Below are 15,596 nucleotides of genomic sequence, written 5' to 3' on the forward strand. Positions count from 1 at the left end.
TCCGGAAGCCGAGGCGCTGGCGAAGGAAGCAGCGTTCCTGACCCATCGCCCTGATGATCCGGGGATTGATGTCGATGCCGAACCGGAAAAGCCCGGCCGGTTTCGGCTATTCTGAGCGGAATGTGAAGGTGACAGGCAATGCTTGATCAAATACGCGCCTTTCTGGGCGGATTGCGCGGGGACAATTCTGCACCGCCGGACTCCAGCAACCCCGATGTCGCTGCTGTGGCGCTGTTCTTCCACGTCATCGGCGCGGACGGAGTGGTGGACGAGGCGGAGTCCGAGAAACTCAAATCACTGATTGTTGAGGAATATGGCCTCAGTGGCGCTGAAATGCGCCGGCTGGTCGAGGCCGGTGAACAGGCCGACCGCGAAGCGGTTGATCTTTACGCGTTCACCAGCATTCTCAACCGGTCCCTGCAGCCGGAGGCAAAAGTTCATTTTATCGAACTGTTGTGGAATCTGGCCTACGCCGACGGTCACCGGCACGAACTCGAAGATCATGTGGTCTGGCGTATCTCCGATCTGATGGGTGTGTCGAACCGCGAACGGGTACTGGCGCGCCAACGCGCCCTTGCCGCCGCCGGTCTCGACGCCGGGGATGACGGCGACTGATTGCAGGTGATATCGCGATTTCGTTGCGATTCAGGTTGTTCCGGAGCCGGAATTGTTGCTCTGATCCAGACCTGTGCCGAGCGATGCACGGCTCTCCTCGGCGTCCTTGTCGAGAGACTGAATTTGCCGGAGCTGCGGAAAACCGACGCTCCAGGCCAGCGCCACGGCAAGGGTTCCTGCGCCGCCAATCACCACGGCGGCGACCGGTCCGATCAACGAAGCCATGATGCCGGCGCGGAATTCGCCAAGCTCGTTTGATGCGCCGATGAACACCATGTTGACGGCGCTGACGCGGCCGCGCAACTCATCGGGCGTCCATAATTGCACCAGGCTCTGGCGAACATAGACCGAGATCATGTCGGATGCGCCCATGATGATCAGCGCCGCCATGGTCAGAGGCAATGATGTCGACAGGCCGAAAACGACGGTCGCGGCGCCAAAAATGCCCACGGCAATGAACATCGCCCTGCCGGCATGTCTGCGGATCGGTCGGGAGGCGAGATAGATCGCCATGCCGATGGCGCCAATGCCGGGGCTTGCGCGCAGCAGGCCCAGCCCCCAGGGACCCAGTTCGAGCACGTCACGGGCAAATACCGGCATCAACGCAATGGCGCCGCCCAGAAGCACCGCGAACATGTCCAGCGAAATGGCGCCGAGCACGATCTTCTGATTGCGCACGTAACTGAAGCCGGCAACCAGCGTTTGCCAGCTCTGGGATTGACCGCGGCTGCGCTGCAATGGTGGCGGCACCAGCGAGATGGCGACAATCGATGTTATGAAAAACACCATCGCCGTCAGGTAGGGCACGATTGGACCAAGACCGTAGAGAAGGCCGCCGGCCACGGGACCGACAATGGTCGCGGTCTGCCAGGAGGTGGAGTTCCAGGCAATGGCGTTGGGCAGGTCGCGGGCCGGCACCAGGTTGGGCGCCAGCGATTGCGAGGCTGGCGAAAAAAAGGCGCGCGCGATGCCGATCACCAGCAGCACGGCGAATATCGGCATCGGTGAGGTCAGTCCGCGCCAGGCGAAATAGACAAACACCGCGGCGCACAGGCCGATCACGATCTCGCTGATCAGCATGATGTTGCGACGGCCATAGCGATCGGCTGCGGCGCCGGTAAACAGGATCAGCACCAGCGCCGGCAAGAACTGGATCAGACCGACAAGACCGAGATCGAACGGATCACGGGTCAGATCATAGATCTGCCAGCCGACCGAAACACTGATGATCTGAAGCGCGAAAGAGGAAAGAAACCGGGCCGTGAAATAGAAGGTGAATGCGCGGTGGCGAAAAGCGGCATAACGATCGTCAGCCAGGGCGGGAGTTTGCATGGTGGTGTTTCCGGTAGCTGCGTGGCTTGCGCGTCAAACTTCAATCTCGACCTGTCTTGAAGCATCATGCGAATGTCGAGGGGCAAGGTTTCAGGCGTCACTCAGCTATACACCAGCAAGTGACCTCCGCCATGGCCAAAACCCGGATTTGGACCGCGCCCGCAAAGGCGTCGGCCCGGTGGTCCTGAGAGTGCCCTGCCTTGGCCAGCGGATGCCCTTGCCGCCCGGGGTTGGAATGTCTACATGTCTGTCACGCGAAGAACAGCCGGAGTAACTTATGATCGCAGTCTTTCAAACCATTGACCTGGTGCTGGGCCTTTATACCTGGATCATCATCGGCAGTGCCATATTCTCCTGGCTCTATGCCTTCAACGTGGTCAATTCGAACAATCGCTTTGTCGGCATGATCGGCGAGTTCCTCTACAAGGCCACCGAACCGGCGCTGAGGCCGATCCGCCGGATCATGCCGGATCTGGGCGGGCTCGACATTTCGCCGATTGTGTTGCTGATCGCGATCTTTTTCGTGCGTACATTCATCGCGACCTCGATCGCGCCGATGTTCTTCTGAGCGACTGGTTCAGGATAAGGGACGGCGCTGTCGACGTGTCCGTCCGGCTGACGCCCGCCGCCTCCATCGACGCGATCGACGGGCTGGTGGCGGATGCGGCAGGCAGTATCCGGCTAAAAGCGCGGGTTCGGGCTGTTGCCGAAAACAACAAGGCCAACCGGGCGATCGAGAAGCTGATCGCCAAGCGGCTCAAGATCGGCAAGTCCGGTGTCCGGGTGATTTCGGGAGAGACAAGCCGGTCCAAGACCATCCGCATCGTGGGCGACCCGGATGATCTTGTCACGGATCTTGAAAACCTGGCCCGGACCGACTGACGGATCAGGTCTTGGTCTTGGCCCGTTCGATGGCTTCGACAATCAGCCCGCGTGCAATCTCGGCATCGCGCCAGCCGCCGATCTTGACCCATTTGCCCGGTTCGAGATCCTTGTAGTGTTCGAAGAAATGCTCGATCTGCTGCAGCGTGATTTCCGGCATGTCGGTATAATCATGCACACCGGCGTAGCGCTGGGTCAGGTGCGGCGATGGCACCGCGATGATCTTCTCGTCCTGTCCGGCATTGTCCTCCATGATCAGCACGCCGATCGGCCGGACGTTGATCAGGCAGCCCGGGATCAGTGGCCTTGTGTTGCACACCAGAACGTCAATCGGGTCGCCATCGTCGGACAGGGTGTGCGGCACGAAGCCGTAATTTCCGGGATAGGTCATCGGGGTATAGAGAAACCGGTCGACGACCAGCGTGCCGGCGTCCTTGTCCATCTCGTATTTGATCGGCTGTCCGCCGACGGGCACCTCGATGATCACGTTGACGTCGTGTGGCGGGTTTTCGCCAATGCTGATGGCGTCTATGCGCATGATCGCTCCAATTCGGATTTCTGTTGCATGCCATGCTCAATTGGGAGGATTGAGCAAATGTGCATGCGTCAATTTCAGGCCAGAAAACAATATTTGCGGGATCAGTCGAACCCGCGTCGCTTCGGACGGTTCCGGAATTAATGGCAAAGGCCGGTTTGCGCAACAGAACTTTCGGCGCGCAGTGGCGCTTGTGCGGTTTCAGGGCCAGACGAAGGCCAGCTTCTTGAGGGTTTTGCCGTCAAAGGTCTCGTGGCCTTCAGCCACGTCACGTCCGCCCTGGAACCGGTAGAAATCGACAGCCGGGTCGTTGTCCTCGAGACACCAGACCACAACGCCCTTGCATCCGAGCGATTCGAGAAGTTGCCGGGCTTCGCCAAACAGCCGCTTGCCAAGACCGACGCCCTGGAATTCAGGCTTGAGATAGAGTTCGTAGATCTCGCCTTCCTGCGGCAGCGAGCGGGCCCTGTTGAGCCCGAGCGTGGCATAGCCCGCCACCGTGCCACCGACATCAAGCACCAGTATGGAGGTAGAGCCGCGAATAGCACGCCGCCACCAGCCGATGTTGCGGCGCTCGAGCATGTGCCGAAGCGCCTTGTAGGGCAGGATGCCGGTATAGGCGTGGCTCCAGGCGGCGCGATGGGTGCCGGCAATGGCTTGCGCGTCCTGCGGCTCGGCGTGCCGTATGTCGATCGTTAACGTACTCATGGCGTCATATTACCGCTCCGTGGACACCGGAAGAAAGCACTCGCTGCCATCGCCCGGTGTCTGCCCACAATTTTGTTCTGTGGACGGTGTGCGGAGAGTTAACCGTCTGTTAACGAATTATGCAAGGGGAGTTGAGGTGGGAGTCAGCCGGTCAGGCGTCGTCTGCAAACCGGTTGAGGCAGATTTGCGCCGCTTCAAAGAACTGGCCGACCTGCAATCCGTCCACCAGTGCATGGTGCACCTGGACCGCGACAGCACAGCTCCAGCGACCGTCAGCAGCTTCCATGAACTTGCCCCAGGAAAACCGCGGAATGCAGTCCTCCGGGCCCGGCAAGGCATTGTCAAGCGCGGTAAAGTCGAGCCAGGGCAGGCAGGAGAGATAGGCGACGTCAAAGCGCTGCCCGGTGTTGGCGCCGAGATCTGTGCCTTTTGCGGTTTCGTCGATGGCAGCCTTGCAGCTCTCATCGAACCGGGACCAGTCCGGATAATAGGAAATGTAGCAATAGCCGAATGTATCGCCGGGTCTGGGGACGGTGGCGGACAGCGAGATCCCGTCGTATTCGACAACGCTGTTGCCCGTAAAGCGCATCTTCAGCGCCGGGACGGCGTGGATGCCCGTGCCAATGGCGTGAATGAAGGCCCGGTACGGCGAGACGCCGGCGGGCTTGCCCTTGGTCATCAGGGCGGTGACGTCGACGCGCGCGGTGGTGGCAAAATGCGGCCGGTCATAGGTCCGGAACAGCTTGAACTGTCCAGACCGGGACCATGTCGCAAGATCGATTTCGCGCGCGCCGTTCATATCAGGCGGCGCTGGCGCCGGTTTTACCCTGACGCTTGCGGTCTGTTGCGTCGAGGAAACGCTTGCGAAGGCGGATCGATTTCGGCGTCACTTCCATCAGTTCGTCGTCCTGGATCCAGGACAGCGAGCGGTCCAGCGTCATTCGGATCGGCGTGGTGAGCTTGATCGCTTCGTCCTTGCCGGCGGCGCGGATGTTGTTGAGCTGCTTGGCCTTGAGCACGTTGACTTCAAGATCGTTGTCACGGGTGTGGATGCCGATGATCATGCCCATGTAGACCTTGTCGCCCGGCTCGATGATCATCGGACCGCGGCTTTCGAGGTTGAACATGGCGTAGGCAACGGCTTCGCCGGCCATGTTGGACAGCAGCACACCATTGGTACGGCCCGGGATATCACCCTTGTAGGGCTGATATTCATGAAACAGACGGTTCATCACGGCGGTGCCGCGCGTGTCTGTGAGCAGTTCCGACTGGTAGCCGATCAGGCCGCGTGTCGGTGCGTGGAACACCAGCCGCTGACGGTTGCCGCCCGACGGGCGCAGTTCGGTCATCTCTGCCTTGCGCTCGGCCATTTTCTGCACGACGATGCCGGAATGCTCCTCGTCGACGTCGATGACGACTTCCTCGATCGGCTCCAGCAACTTGCCGTTTTCATCATTGTGCATGACCACGCGCGGGCGTGATACGGCCAGCTCGAAGCCTTCGCGGCGCATGGTTTCGATCAGCACGGCCAATTGCAATTCGCCACGGCCCGAGACGTAGAACGAATCCTTGGCGTTCGATTCCTCGATTTTCAGGGCGACGTTGCCTTCGGCCTCGCGCAGCAGCCGGTCGCGGATGACGCGGCTTGTCACCTTGCTGCCCTCGGTGCCGGCCAACGGCGAATCATTGACCATGAAGCTCATGGTCACGGTCGGCGGATCGATTGGCTGGGCGTGAAGCGGTTCGGAGACCGAGGTGTCGCAGAACGTGTCGGCGACGGTGCCCTTGGAAAGCCCGGCGATGGCAACGATATCACCCGCATGGGCTTCATCGACCGGCTGGCGTTCGAGGCCGCGGAAGGCAAGAATCTTGGAAATGCGGCCGGTTTCGATCTGCGTTCCGTCGCCGTGAAGAACCTTGACCTGCTGGTTGGCCTTGACGGTTCCGGAATGGATGCGGCCGGTAATGATGCGCCCGAGGAACGGATTGGCCTCGAGAATGGTGCCGATCATCCGGAACGGGCCTTCAGCAACCGTGGGTTCGGGAACATGATCGAGAACCAGGTCGAACAGCGGCGCCAGGGTTCCGCCGTCTTCGGGGCGATCCGGTCCTGTCGACATCCAGCCATTGCGGCCCGAGCCGTAAAGGATCGGGAAGTCGAGCTGTTCGTCGGTGGCGTCGAGGGCTGCGAAAAGGTCGAAGACTTCGTTGATGACTTCGTCGACGCGGGCGTCGGGACGGTCGATCTTGTTGATTGCGACAATCGGGCGAAGGCCGACCTTGAGTGCCTTGCCGACCACGAACTTGGTTTGCGGCATCGGGCCCTCGGCAGCGTCAACCAGCACAATCGCGCCGTCCACCATCGAGAGAATACGCTCCACTTCTCCGCCGAAGTCGGCGTGGCCGGGAGTGTCGACGATGTTGATGCGGCTGCCCTTCCATTCCACCGAGGTGGCCTTGGCGAGAATGGTGATGCCGCGCTCCTTTTCAATGTCGCCCGAATCCATCGCGCGTTCCTGAACGCGTTCGTTTTCGCGGTAGACACCGGATTGCTTCAGGAGTTCGTCAACAAGCGTGGTCTTGCCATGGTCAACGTGGGCGATAATCGCAATATTGCGCAGGGACATAGGTTGGGTCTCATTCTGAAGAATACAAAAGCGCCGGAGGATGATCCGGCGCGGGCCGGCAACTGCCGGGATTTGCGCGGCTTATACAGGGTTTTTTGCGGTTGCGAAAGAGCCCAAGGCAACACAACCCTCACGGCGGCGAAAAAGCATGAAAAGCGCTTTTTCAGATCACTTCATACCGGTAACGTAACAAATTCCAGAGTGTTGGCGTCGGGCTTGACCGGCTTGCTCCCAAGCGCCGGAACCACGCGGTTCACCCTCCGGACCGCGCGATCGAATGCAGCACGGCCTGAAAAATTCCGGGCCGGCAATGACTGTGGGTTGGCGCGTTTCGCGTTCTGGTCAAGCCCTGACCATGGCTTGAAGACAGCCGCCGGAGCGACTGTCAAAGGTCTGGCGCCCGAACCGAGGCTCAGGCGAGGCCGCGCTTTTCCAGCATTGCCGTGGCGTCGGGCATGCGGCCGCGGAAGGCTTCATAGAGATCGGCCGGATCGCGCGATCCGCCAGCCGAATAGACATGGGTCATCAGCTTCTCGGCGGTTTCGGGGTGAAACGGATCGCCGGTTTCCTCAAATGCCGCAAAAGCGTCCGCATCGAGCACTTCCGACCACATGTAGGAGTAGTAGCCGGCCGAATAGCCTTCGCCGGAGAACACATGCAGGAAATGCGGGCTGGCGTGACGCATGACGATTGCCTCGGGCATGCCGAGCTTTTTCAGCGTTTCGGCTTCAAACGTCGCCGGATCGGTCTTGTCGCCGGCGGTGTGCCAGGCCATGTCGACCAGCGCCGAGGCGGTGAATTCGACGGCGGCGAAACCGGCATTGAAGGTCTGGGCTGCCAGCACCTTGTCGAGAAGCGCCCTGGGAATAGGTTCGCCGGTCTTGTAGTGGCGCGCGTGTTTTTCGAGGATTTCCGGAACCGTCAGCCAGTGCTCGTAAAGCTGCGAGGGCAGTTCGACGAAATCGCGGCTGACCGAGGTGCCCGCCAGCGACGGATAGGTCACATCCGACAGCATGCCGTGCAGCGCGTGACCGAATTCGTGAAACAGCGTGCGCGCATCATTGAGCGACAGCAGGGCTTCCTGTCCCGCCGCCGGTTTGGCGAAATTCATTACATTGGTGATGATCGGCAGTTCGCCGGTCGAGCCGTCAGGCATGGTCAGCTTGTGCTGGCTCCGCATGCCGCTCATCCAGGCGCCGGAGCGTTTTGAGGGCCGGGCGAAATAATCGGCAATGAACGTAGCGATCATGTCGCCGTCACGTCCTCTGACCTCGAACACGCGCGCGTCCTTGTGCGGGCCGGAAATGTCGGTGCGTTCTTTCATGGTGATGCCGAAGAGGCGGTGTGCGACGTCGAAACAGGCCTCGATCATGCCGCTCAGCGGGAAATAGGGCTTGAGTTCGGCTTCGGAAAAATCAAACCGGCGGGCCTTGAGCTTTTCCGCGTAATACCGCCAGTCCCAGGCTGCTACTTCATGGTTGGCGCCTTCTTCGGCTATCAGTTTGGCCAGCTCAGTGCGATCGGCGTCCGCATGCTCGATCGCACGGGTCCAGACATTGCCCAACAATTCTTCCACCGCTTCTGGGGTCTTGGCCATGGTGTCATCGAGCTTGTAGGCAGCGTAGCTGTCATAGCCCAGAAGCGTGGCCTTTTCGGTGCGCAAGGCGACGATCTGCGAGATCAGTGCGGTGTTGTCGGTCTCGCCGCCATTGCTGCCGCGGGCAATCCAGGCCTTGAACGCGGTTTCGCGCAGATCGCGGCGGTCACTGGTGCTCAGGAACGGCTCGATGATCGAGCGCGACAGGGTGACGGCATATTTGCCCTTGTGATCGAGATCTTCGGCGACGGCGGCCATGGTGGCGCGCAGATCATCGGAAAGTCCCTCAAGATCGGCGCCATCGTCGAGCAGCAGCAGCCAGTCCTTTTCGTCGGCCAGGACATTCTGGCCGAATTTCGCGCCGAGGCCGGCGAGTGTTTCGCCGACTTCCGCCAGACGCTTCTGTCCGGCTTGATCCAGCGCTGCGCCCGACTTGATGAAGGATTTCCATACCCGCTCAAGCAGCCGGTGCTGTTCCGGCGTCAGTCCGATTTCGGCGCGCTTCTGGTAGAGACTGTCGACCCGTTCAAAAAGCTCGCGATTCATGGCGATTTTCGAGTAATGACGCGACATGCGCGGCGCGATATCGCGCTCGAGCGCCTGGATCACATCATTGGTGTCGGTTCCGGCACGGTTCCAGAACAGGCTCGACACCTTGGACAGCTTGTCGCCGGCAAGTTCGAGTGCTTCAACCGTGTTGGTGAAGCCTGGCGCCTCGGCATTTGTGGCGATGGCCTGAATGTCCGCATCGTGCTCGGCAAGAGCGGTCTCGAAAGCCGGGGCGAAATCCGCGTCTGCAATCCTGGCGAATTCGGGAAGGCCGAGCGGTCCGGTCCAGTCGAAAATGGGTGAAGCGGGTGAGGTCATGAAAGGCTCCTTGTTACGCCTGCATGTAAGCTTGCCAGCAGCAGTGGACAAGACGCATGGATCAACTGGACCCGCGCAAGCGGGAAACAAAACGGGCGAGACCTTCTCAAGCCCCGCCCGTTCGCATCAATATCTCTTCGGATTTACTTTTTGCGGTCGCGGGCAGCCAGTGTCCGCAGGCGCAGCGCGTTCAACCGGATGAAGCCCTCGGCATCCTTCTGGTCGTAGGCGCCGCGGTCGTCCTCGAAGGTGACCAGCGCGTCGGAATAGAGCGACTTGTCGCTTTCGCGGCCGGTGACAATCACATTGCCCTTGTAGAGCTTGAGGGTGACTTCGCCCTCGACATGTTTCTGGCTCAGATCGATTGCCGCCTGCAGCATTTCGCGTTCGGGTGAGAACCAGAAGCCGAAATAGATCAGCTCGGCATAACGCGGCATCAACTCATCCTTGAGATGGGCCGCACCGCGGTCAAGCGTGATCGATTCCATCGCCCGGTGGGCGGTGAGCAGGATGGTGCCGCCGGGAGTCTCGTAGACGCCGCGCGATTTCATGCCGACAAAGCGGTTTTCAACCAGGTCAAGCCGGCCGATGCCATTGTCGCGGCCATAGTCGTTGAGTTCGGCCAGCACTGTCGCCGGGCTCATCCGGACGCCGTTGATGGAAACCGCGTCGCCCTGCTCGAAGCCGATCTTGATGATGGTTGGCTTGTCGGGGGCTGCTTCCGGCGAAATCGTGCGCATATGCACATATTCGGGGGCTTCGACAGCCGGATCTTCCAGCACCTTGCCCTCGGATGAGGAGTGCAGCAAATTGGCGTCGACCGAGAACGGGGCTTCGCCCATTTTGTCCTTGGCGACCTGAATCTGGTGTTCTTCGGCGAACTTGATCAGGTCGGTGCGGCTCTTGAACGACCAGTCGCGCCACGGTGCGATGATCTTGATGTCGGGGTTGAGCGCGTAAGCCGAAAGCTCGAAGCGGATCTGGTCATTGCCCTTGCCGGTGGCGCCATGGGCAATCGCGTCGGCGCCGGTCTCGTGGGCGATTTCGACCAGCCGCTTGGAAATCAGCGGCCGGGCAATCGAGGTGCCGAGCAGGTAGACGCCTTCATAGACGGCATTGGCGCGGAACATCGGGAAGACGAAATCGCGGACGAATTCCTCGCGGACATCCTCGATGTAGATGTTCTTGTCGGGAATGCCGAGCATCTCGGCCTTCTTGCGCGCTGGCGCCAGCTCTTCGCCCTGGCCCAGATCGGCGGTGAAGGTGACGACTTCAGCGCCGAATTCGGTCTGCAGCCATTTGAGAATGATCGAGGTGTCGAGACCGCCGGAATAGGCGAGAACGACTTTCTTGACGTCCTTGTGCGATGCCATGGATGAAGTCTTCCTGGTTTTGAGCTTTGCCTCTGAAAGTGTTGAATTTCAGGAGCCTTGAATTTTGCCGCACTTTTAGCGGGTTTGCCGTGCCATGCAAGGGTCAAGCCCGTTGTCGGGGGCCAGTGGCAGGGCATTGCATTTGACGGGTGGTTGTCCAACGCATTATCTGTTCAACCGATCAGTGTGAAAAACGGGAGACGGAGATGCCTGATATTCAATCGGTGATGGGCAAGGACAAGGTTGCCGTGGTGACGGGGGCTGCATCAGGCATCGGTCTTGCCGCCGCACGGTCGCTGGCTGCGCGCGGCATGTGCGTCGTGCTCGTCGACAATGACAGGGACAAGCTCACAGAGGCCGAAAAACAGGTGGCGGCACACTCGGCGGATCCTGCCGGCGATATCGTGTCGATTGAAACCGATGTCAGCGATCTTGCCGACGTCGAGGCGCTGGAGCGGGCGGTGATGGAGCGGTTCGGCCGTGTTCACCTGCTGATGAACAATGCCGGCATCCAGCCCGGCAGCAGCCTGTTCGGCCCGCAGGTCAACTGGGACAGGGTGTTGAACGTCAATCTCAAGGGGATCATCAACGGCACCCGTGTGTTCGGACCCGGCATGATCGCCCATGGCGAACCAGGCATGATCATCAACACCGGCTCCAAACAAGGCATCACCACCCCACCCGGTGATCCGGCCTACAATGTCGCCAAGGCCGGGGTGAAGGCGTTCACCGAAGCGCTTGAACATGAGCTGCGTACCACTGTCGATTGCCAGGTCAGCGCGCATTTGCTGATTCCGGGATTTGTCCACACGCCGCTGACCGCCAGGGGTCGATCCGAGAAGCCGGCGGCAGCCTGGACCGCAGAACAGACGGTCGATTTCATGATCGACAGTCTGGCAAAGGGTGATTTCTACATTCTCTGCCCGGACAATGATGTTGATCGCGCCACCGACGAGAAACGCATTGCCTGGGCCGCTGGCGACATCATCGAAAACCGCCCGCCCCTGTCGCGCTGGCATCCGGACTATGCTGCGGATTTTGAAAACTACCTGAAGACGTAGAGGTGATTTGATATCTCCCATTGAGTGTATTAGTGTATCTTTACATCCAATGGGAGGAACCTTCATGTCCACGTTATATGCCTGGGTCGTTCCGGCCTACAGCAGCGGATCACCGGTCGACCATACCTGGGTCACGACCTACGACAGCCGGCAGCAGCCTTATCGCGATATTGCGGAGGTGAAGCAGGCCGGCGAGGACAACTGGTATTGCTGGGGCTCGTTTCACCCGACAGGAGGGACGCCCGGCAACCCCGATGGATACATTGGCAGCCAAACCGGAGATCGCGGTATCGCGGAGTGTCTTGTGCTGCCCAATGCCGATTCAAATACCAATGCGGCGGCTCGCGGCACCATTTTTACCTACGGAATAGACGGGGTCTGTCACCAACTGGCAAACCAGGTGCTTTATGCTACAAAAGCAAATGGCTCGCCGCCGATGACCGTCAAAGCTGCACGCGGCTATGCGATCAGCACATTTCTGTATGGTACCTACGGATTGCAACATGCGGCCTGGCAGAGCAAGCTTCAGGCCTGTGCCGGGGTACAACCCATGACAAGGCTGCCATCATCGACGGAGGAAAGAGTGGAACATCTTCCTGACGATTTCGAAAATCACGCACGACAGGTGCTTTCCGAAAAGCCGGAACTTCTTGACAAGCTGCTGGCGCTGAGAGCCGAGGTCAACACCTTTGCCGCGCAAAAGGTGCCCGGTTTCTTTCCGCCGGATGCAGCCCTTCTCAATGCCCGCAATCAGCATTTGCTGGATCAGGCTGCGGTCTTGCTCGGCCCGGACGAATTTCGCAATGTCTTCGGTATCGAGGCCGGCGAACGGATAGACATCGTCGATCCAACCGTCCTGGGGCAGCCAATCGAATGAGCCGATTGGCAGACGCGTAAAAGCAGCTTACAAATGCCGCTTCGCTGCCCTGAGCCATAGAGCTGACCATGTCTTTCATCCCCGACATTTCCACCCTGTTCGCATTTTTCCTGGCTTCGATTGTGCTGGCAATCACGCCCGGGCCTGACATGACGCTGTTTGTCTCCCGCGCCTTGTCGGACGGACGGGCGGCCGGGTTTGCCTGTGTTGCGGGCGCAATGAGCGGGATAACGGTGCATACGCTGATGGTGGCGCTGGGTCTGTCGGCGCTGGTGGTGGCCTCGCCCGCGGCGTTTTTCGCGCTCAAGGCTGTGGGGGCGGTCTATCTGATGTGGCTGGCGATCCAGGCGATCCGCAAGGGATCCAGCCTGACGCTGCCGGTCTCCGGCCCTTCCGGACGAGGGCTGGTGGCAAACTGGGCGCAAGGAGTCGGGGTCAATCTGCTCAATCCGAAGATCATCCTGTTCTTCATGACCTTTCTGCCGCAATTTGTCGCCGCCAGCGATCCGCACATCACCGGCAAACTGATCTTTCTCGGCATGTTTTTCGTGGTTGTATCGACGCCGATCGTCATCGGCATCGTGTTGGGCGCCCATGGCCTGGCAGGCTGGCTCAAGCGCAAGCCGCAGGTGATGCGGATCGTGGATTATGTCTTCGCGTCGGTGTTCTCGGTTTTCGCTCTGAAGATCCTGTTTGCGCAGAGCCGCTGAAGCGCAACTGTCGCCGCAATCAGGATCCAGCGGTTCGGGCGCGTTCGCTCGGCAGCCATCGCCCGGCATTGCGGCCTGTAACAAGCCAGTAGACGCTGGCGCCGATGATGGCGCAGGCGGTGCGGATGGCGATCATCTGCATCGGTTCGAAGGCCTCGGTCGATCCCGCCGTTACACCTGTCGCCAACGGCAGGCCGGCAGCTGCCAAGGCCAGCACTGCGCCGGCGAGTGCATAACTCAGCCAGTCGCGCCGCCGCAGAAATTCGAAGATCGCGATCATGACCAGCGCCGGAAGCAGCACTGCGCGGGCGAACAGGCTGGCCACACCGGCAACCCCGATCACCAGTGTCAAAGTGATTTCGAGATCGCCGAACCGGCCGAAATCCTCGGGCAAGACCAGGCGGGCGAGAAAGGCATAGGCCAGCGCCGCCGCCAGACATCCGGCGAAAAATCCGAAGAAGATGGCAAACATGCGGACCAGAAGGCGGAGAATATCGCTCATCCCGGGGTGTCAGTCAGCGCCGTGGCCGGCGATCATCATGGCTTCCAGCGCCAGCCGGTCGGTCTTGCGCATGCGTTCGGACTCGCTCTTGAGCTGGCCACAGGCGGCCAGAATATCGCGGCCGCGCGGCGTGCGGATCGGTGAGGCATAGCCATTGGCATTGACGAAATCGGCGAAGGTCTCGATCGTCTCCCAGTCCGAGCATTCATAGTTGGAGCCGGGCCAGGGGTTGAACGGAATCAGATTGATCTTGGCCGGAATGCCCTTGAGCAGCCGCACCAGTTCCTTGGCGTCGGAAAGGCTGTCATTGACGCCCTTGAGCATTACATATTCGAAGGTGATGCGCCGCGCATTGGAGACGCCGGGATAGGTCCGGCAGGCTTCCAGCAGTTCCTTGAGCGGATATTTCTTGTTGATCGGCACCAGTTCGTCGCGCAACTCGTCACGCACCGCATGCAGCGAAATCGCCAGCATGACGCCGATTTCCTCGCCGGTGCGGACGATGCCCGGCACCACGCCGGAGGTCGACAGGGTGATGCGGCGGCGCGACAGCGCCAGGCCGTCGCCATCGGCGGCGATCAGCAGCGCTTTCTTGACCTCGTCAAAATTGTAAAGCGGCTCGCCCATGCCCATCATGACGATGTTGGTGACCTTGCGGCCTTCCGCCGGCACGATGGCGCCTTGCGGGGTGTCCTTGTGCGGAAAATCGCCAAGCCGGTCGCGGGCAACAAGCAATTGCGCCAGGATTTCCTCGGCGGTGAGATTGCGCACCAGTTTCTGGGTGCCGGTATGGCAGAAGGTGCAGGTCAGCGTGCAACCGACCTGGCTGGAAATGCACAGCGTGCCGCGGCCTTCCTCGGGAATGTAGACGGTTTCGACCTCGACCGGACGACCGGCGCCGCGCGGCGGAAACCGCATCAGCCATTTGCGGGTGCCGTCGTTGGAGATCTGCTCCTCGACGATTTCGGGACGGGCGATCGTATAGCGGGAGGCGAGATTTTCGCGCAGGTCACGCGAAATGGTGTGCATGTCGGCAAAATCGGAGACGCCGCGAATGTAAAGCCAGTGCCAGATCTGGTTGACCCGCATCTTGCGCTGTTTTTCGGGCACGCCGGCGTCGGCCATTGCCGCCACCATCTCGTCGCGGTTCATTCCGACAAGCGTCGGCTTGTCGGCCATCGGCCGCGGCGTGGAAGGCCGGGCGGGACGCGCGGAAGGGTCTGTCAGATCGATCGTGGCTGGCATCGGTAATAGGCGCTCTTGTTGGCGAAGTTCCGGGCTGTATCAGGTTTTGGCCGGCACGTCACCATCAGCGTCGGGTTGCGGTCGCCCGGTCAATGCGAGGACCGTGCGCTATCGGCCTTTCCGGGCGGAAGCCGAACACTGCGCATAGCCGCTCTACACCGCGCCTGATCGCCGGGGTTCCGGGCTGGCGGCGCCGGACTTCGATCATTGTTCGCTCGTTGTCCGGATCTGCCCAGGGTCCAAGTTTCAAGACCATCATCGTTGCATGATCGTAATAGCTCATGGTTCATATCCTCGCTGCGTCACGCGAGAGGGATACCCTGCCACTGCTGACACCCTGTTGTCAGTGGGTGGTGATAGAGTGTCAGCAGTGGCCTGAAGGGAGTTGACGATGCGCCGGTCAAACCGATTGTTCGAGATTATCCAGATATTGCGAGCAGCCAGCCGGCCGATGACGGCGGAGGCGCTGTCACAAAAACTCGAGGTTTCGACCCGGACGATCTATCGCGACATCGCCGCGCTGCAGATGATGAGCACGCCGATCGAGGGCGAGGCCGGCATCGGCTACATGATGCGCCGGGGCTATGATCTGCCGCCGCTGAATTTCGATCTTGAGGAAATCGAGGCGCTCAGGGTCGGCCTGGCCTTGCTGTCGCGCACCGGAG

16 protein-coding genes are annotated in these 15,596 nt (G+C 60.4%); 7 read left to right on the plus strand and 9 right to left on the minus strand.

From position 1 onward, the window contains the following. Positions 1 to 138 precede the first annotated feature (138 nt). Positions 139 to 615 (plus strand): TerB family tellurite resistance protein, encoded by a 477-nt coding sequence (locus ABJN75_RS11335; RefSeq protein WP_348439702.1) that lies wholly within the window; start codon positions 139 to 141, stop codon positions 613 to 615. Between the two features lie 30 nt (positions 616 to 645). Here ABJN75_RS11335 and ABJN75_RS11340 read toward each other — a convergent pair whose 3' ends face one another. After that, positions 646 to 1,947, minus strand: coding sequence for an MFS transporter (locus ABJN75_RS11340; RefSeq protein WP_348439703.1), 1,302 nt, complete (start codon positions 1,945 to 1,947; stop codon positions 646 to 648). Positions 1,948 to 2,224: 277 nt separating this feature from the next. Here ABJN75_RS11340 and ABJN75_RS11345 point away from each other — a divergent pair, with 277 nt between their 5' ends. Then, entirely contained in the window at positions 2,225 to 2,515 is a 291-nt protein-coding gene (locus tag ABJN75_RS11345; protein WP_348439704.1) for a YggT family protein, read from the plus strand. 35 nt (positions 2,516 to 2,550) lie between these two features. Next, a complete protein-coding gene (locus tag ABJN75_RS11350; protein ID WP_348439705.1) occupies positions 2,551 to 2,829 on the plus strand; it encodes a DUF167 family protein in 279 nt (92 codons plus the stop codon). A 4-nt stretch (positions 2,830 to 2,833) separates the two neighbouring features. Here ABJN75_RS11350 and ppa read toward each other — a convergent pair whose 3' ends face one another. The 6 genes from ppa to ABJN75_RS11380 all read right to left on the minus strand — a co-directional run bounded on the left by ppa (position 2,834) and on the right by ABJN75_RS11380 (position 10,536). Next, the gene (gene ppa, locus ABJN75_RS11355) at positions 2,834 to 3,367 is read right to left on the minus strand and encodes an inorganic diphosphatase (RefSeq protein WP_348439706.1); all 534 of its coding nucleotides are present in this window, start codon (positions 3,365 to 3,367) and stop codon (positions 2,834 to 2,836) included. Positions 3,368 to 3,565: 198 nt separating this feature from the next. Beyond that, the gene (locus ABJN75_RS11360; RefSeq protein ID WP_348439707.1) at positions 3,566 to 4,072 is read right to left on the minus strand and encodes a GNAT family N-acetyltransferase; all 507 of its coding nucleotides are present in this window, start codon (positions 4,070 to 4,072) and stop codon (positions 3,566 to 3,568) included. Between the two features lie 151 nt (positions 4,073 to 4,223). Continuing rightward, positions 4,224 to 4,871: a chloramphenicol acetyltransferase gene (locus ABJN75_RS11365; protein ID WP_348439708.1), complete on the minus strand. Its 648-nt coding sequence runs from the start codon at positions 4,869 to 4,871 to the stop codon at positions 4,224 to 4,226. A gap of 1 nt (position 4,872) precedes the next feature. Continuing rightward, complete coding sequence (gene typA / locus ABJN75_RS11370; protein ID WP_348439709.1) at positions 4,873 to 6,699, minus strand: translational GTPase TypA; 1,827 nt, start codon at positions 6,697 to 6,699, stop codon at positions 4,873 to 4,875. A 412-nt stretch (positions 6,700 to 7,111) separates the two neighbouring features. Then, on the minus strand, positions 7,112 to 9,163 hold the full coding sequence (locus ABJN75_RS11375; protein WP_348439710.1) for a M3 family metallopeptidase: 2,052 nt from the start codon (positions 9,161 to 9,163) through the stop codon (positions 7,112 to 7,114). A gap of 143 nt (positions 9,164 to 9,306) precedes the next feature. Continuing rightward, positions 9,307 to 10,536, minus strand: a complete 1,230-nt coding sequence (locus ABJN75_RS11380; protein WP_348439711.1) for an argininosuccinate synthase — start codon at positions 10,534 to 10,536, stop codon at positions 9,307 to 9,309. Positions 10,537 to 10,742: 206 nt separating this feature from the next. On the opposite strand from ABJN75_RS11380, the gene ABJN75_RS11385 reads away from it, so the two are divergent. The 3 genes from ABJN75_RS11385 to ABJN75_RS11395 all read left to right on the plus strand — a co-directional run bounded on the left by ABJN75_RS11385 (position 10,743) and on the right by ABJN75_RS11395 (position 13,184). Continuing rightward, positions 10,743 to 11,597: an SDR family NAD(P)-dependent oxidoreductase gene (locus ABJN75_RS11385; protein WP_348439712.1), complete on the plus strand. Its 855-nt coding sequence runs from the start codon at positions 10,743 to 10,745 to the stop codon at positions 11,595 to 11,597. A gap of 64 nt (positions 11,598 to 11,661) precedes the next feature. After that, complete coding sequence (locus ABJN75_RS11390) at positions 11,662 to 12,474, plus strand: hypothetical protein (RefSeq protein WP_348439713.1); 813 nt, start codon at positions 11,662 to 11,664, stop codon at positions 12,472 to 12,474. Between the two features lie 68 nt (positions 12,475 to 12,542). After that, positions 12,543 to 13,184 carry a LysE family translocator gene (locus ABJN75_RS11395; protein WP_348439714.1) on the plus strand — a complete coding sequence of 214 codons (642 nt, stop codon included), beginning with the start codon at positions 12,543 to 12,545 and terminating at the stop codon, positions 13,182 to 13,184. A 19-nt stretch (positions 13,185 to 13,203) separates the two neighbouring features. Here ABJN75_RS11395 and ABJN75_RS11400 read toward each other — a convergent pair whose 3' ends face one another. Then, on the minus strand, positions 13,204 to 13,686 hold the full coding sequence (locus tag ABJN75_RS11400; protein ID WP_348439715.1) for a hypothetical protein: 483 nt from the start codon (positions 13,684 to 13,686) through the stop codon (positions 13,204 to 13,206). Positions 13,687 to 13,695: 9 nt separating this feature from the next. Next, the gene (gene rlmN / locus ABJN75_RS11405) at positions 13,696 to 14,931 is read right to left on the minus strand and encodes a 23S rRNA (adenine(2503)-C(2))-methyltransferase RlmN (protein WP_348439716.1); all 1,236 of its coding nucleotides are present in this window, start codon (positions 14,929 to 14,931) and stop codon (positions 13,696 to 13,698) included. A gap of 391 nt (positions 14,932 to 15,322) precedes the next feature. Between rlmN and ABJN75_RS11410 the strand changes: the two genes are divergently transcribed. Next, positions 15,323 to 15,596, plus strand: a 274-nt coding sequence (locus ABJN75_RS11410; RefSeq protein ID WP_348439717.1) for an HTH domain-containing protein, incomplete at its 3' end; no start/stop codon positions are given.

It is taken from the genome of Hoeflea sp. (assembly GCF_039975035.1).
Classification (GTDB): Bacteria; Pseudomonadota; Alphaproteobacteria; order Rhizobiales; family Rhizobiaceae; genus Hoeflea.

Bases quoted from the DNA above. Each gene is read 5' to 3' on its own strand.
- typA (WP_348439709.1), bottom strand. From the start codon at position 6,699: ATGTCCCTGCGCAATATTGCGATTATCGCCCACGTTGACCATGGCAAG.
- ABJN75_RS11375 (WP_348439710.1), bottom strand. From the start codon at position 9,163: ATGACCTCACCCGCTTCACCCATTTTCGACTGGACCGGACCGCTCGGC.
- ppa (WP_348439706.1), bottom strand. From the start codon at position 3,367: ATGCGCATAGACGCCATCAGCATTGGCGAAAACCCGCCACACGACGTC.
- ABJN75_RS11365 (WP_348439708.1), bottom strand. From the start codon at position 4,871: ATGAACGGCGCGCGCGAAATCGATCTTGCGACATGGTCCCGGTCTGGA.
- ABJN75_RS11390 (WP_348439713.1), top strand. From the start codon at position 11,662: ATGTCCACGTTATATGCCTGGGTCGTTCCGGCCTACAGCAGCGGATCA.
- ABJN75_RS11340 (WP_348439703.1), bottom strand. From the start codon at position 1,947: ATGCAAACTCCCGCCCTGGCTGACGATCGTTATGCCGCTTTTCGCCAC.
- ABJN75_RS11360 (WP_348439707.1), bottom strand. From the start codon at position 4,072: ATGAGTACGTTAACGATCGACATACGGCACGCCGAGCCGCAGGACGCG.
- ABJN75_RS11335 (WP_348439702.1), top strand. From the start codon at position 139: ATGCTTGATCAAATACGCGCCTTTCTGGGCGGATTGCGCGGGGACAAT.
- ABJN75_RS11395 (WP_348439714.1), top strand. From the start codon at position 12,543: ATGTCTTTCATCCCCGACATTTCCACCCTGTTCGCATTTTTCCTGGCT.
- ABJN75_RS11380 (WP_348439711.1), bottom strand. From the start codon at position 10,536: ATGGCATCGCACAAGGACGTCAAGAAAGTCGTTCTCGCCTATTCCGGC.
- ABJN75_RS11385 (WP_348439712.1), top strand. From the start codon at position 10,743: ATGCCTGATATTCAATCGGTGATGGGCAAGGACAAGGTTGCCGTGGTG.
- rlmN (WP_348439716.1), bottom strand. From the start codon at position 14,931: ATGCCAGCCACGATCGATCTGACAGACCCTTCCGCGCGTCCCGCCCGG.
- ABJN75_RS11400 (WP_348439715.1), bottom strand. From the start codon at position 13,686: ATGAGCGATATTCTCCGCCTTCTGGTCCGCATGTTTGCCATCTTCTTC.
- ABJN75_RS11345 (WP_348439704.1), top strand. From the start codon at position 2,225: ATGATCGCAGTCTTTCAAACCATTGACCTGGTGCTGGGCCTTTATACC.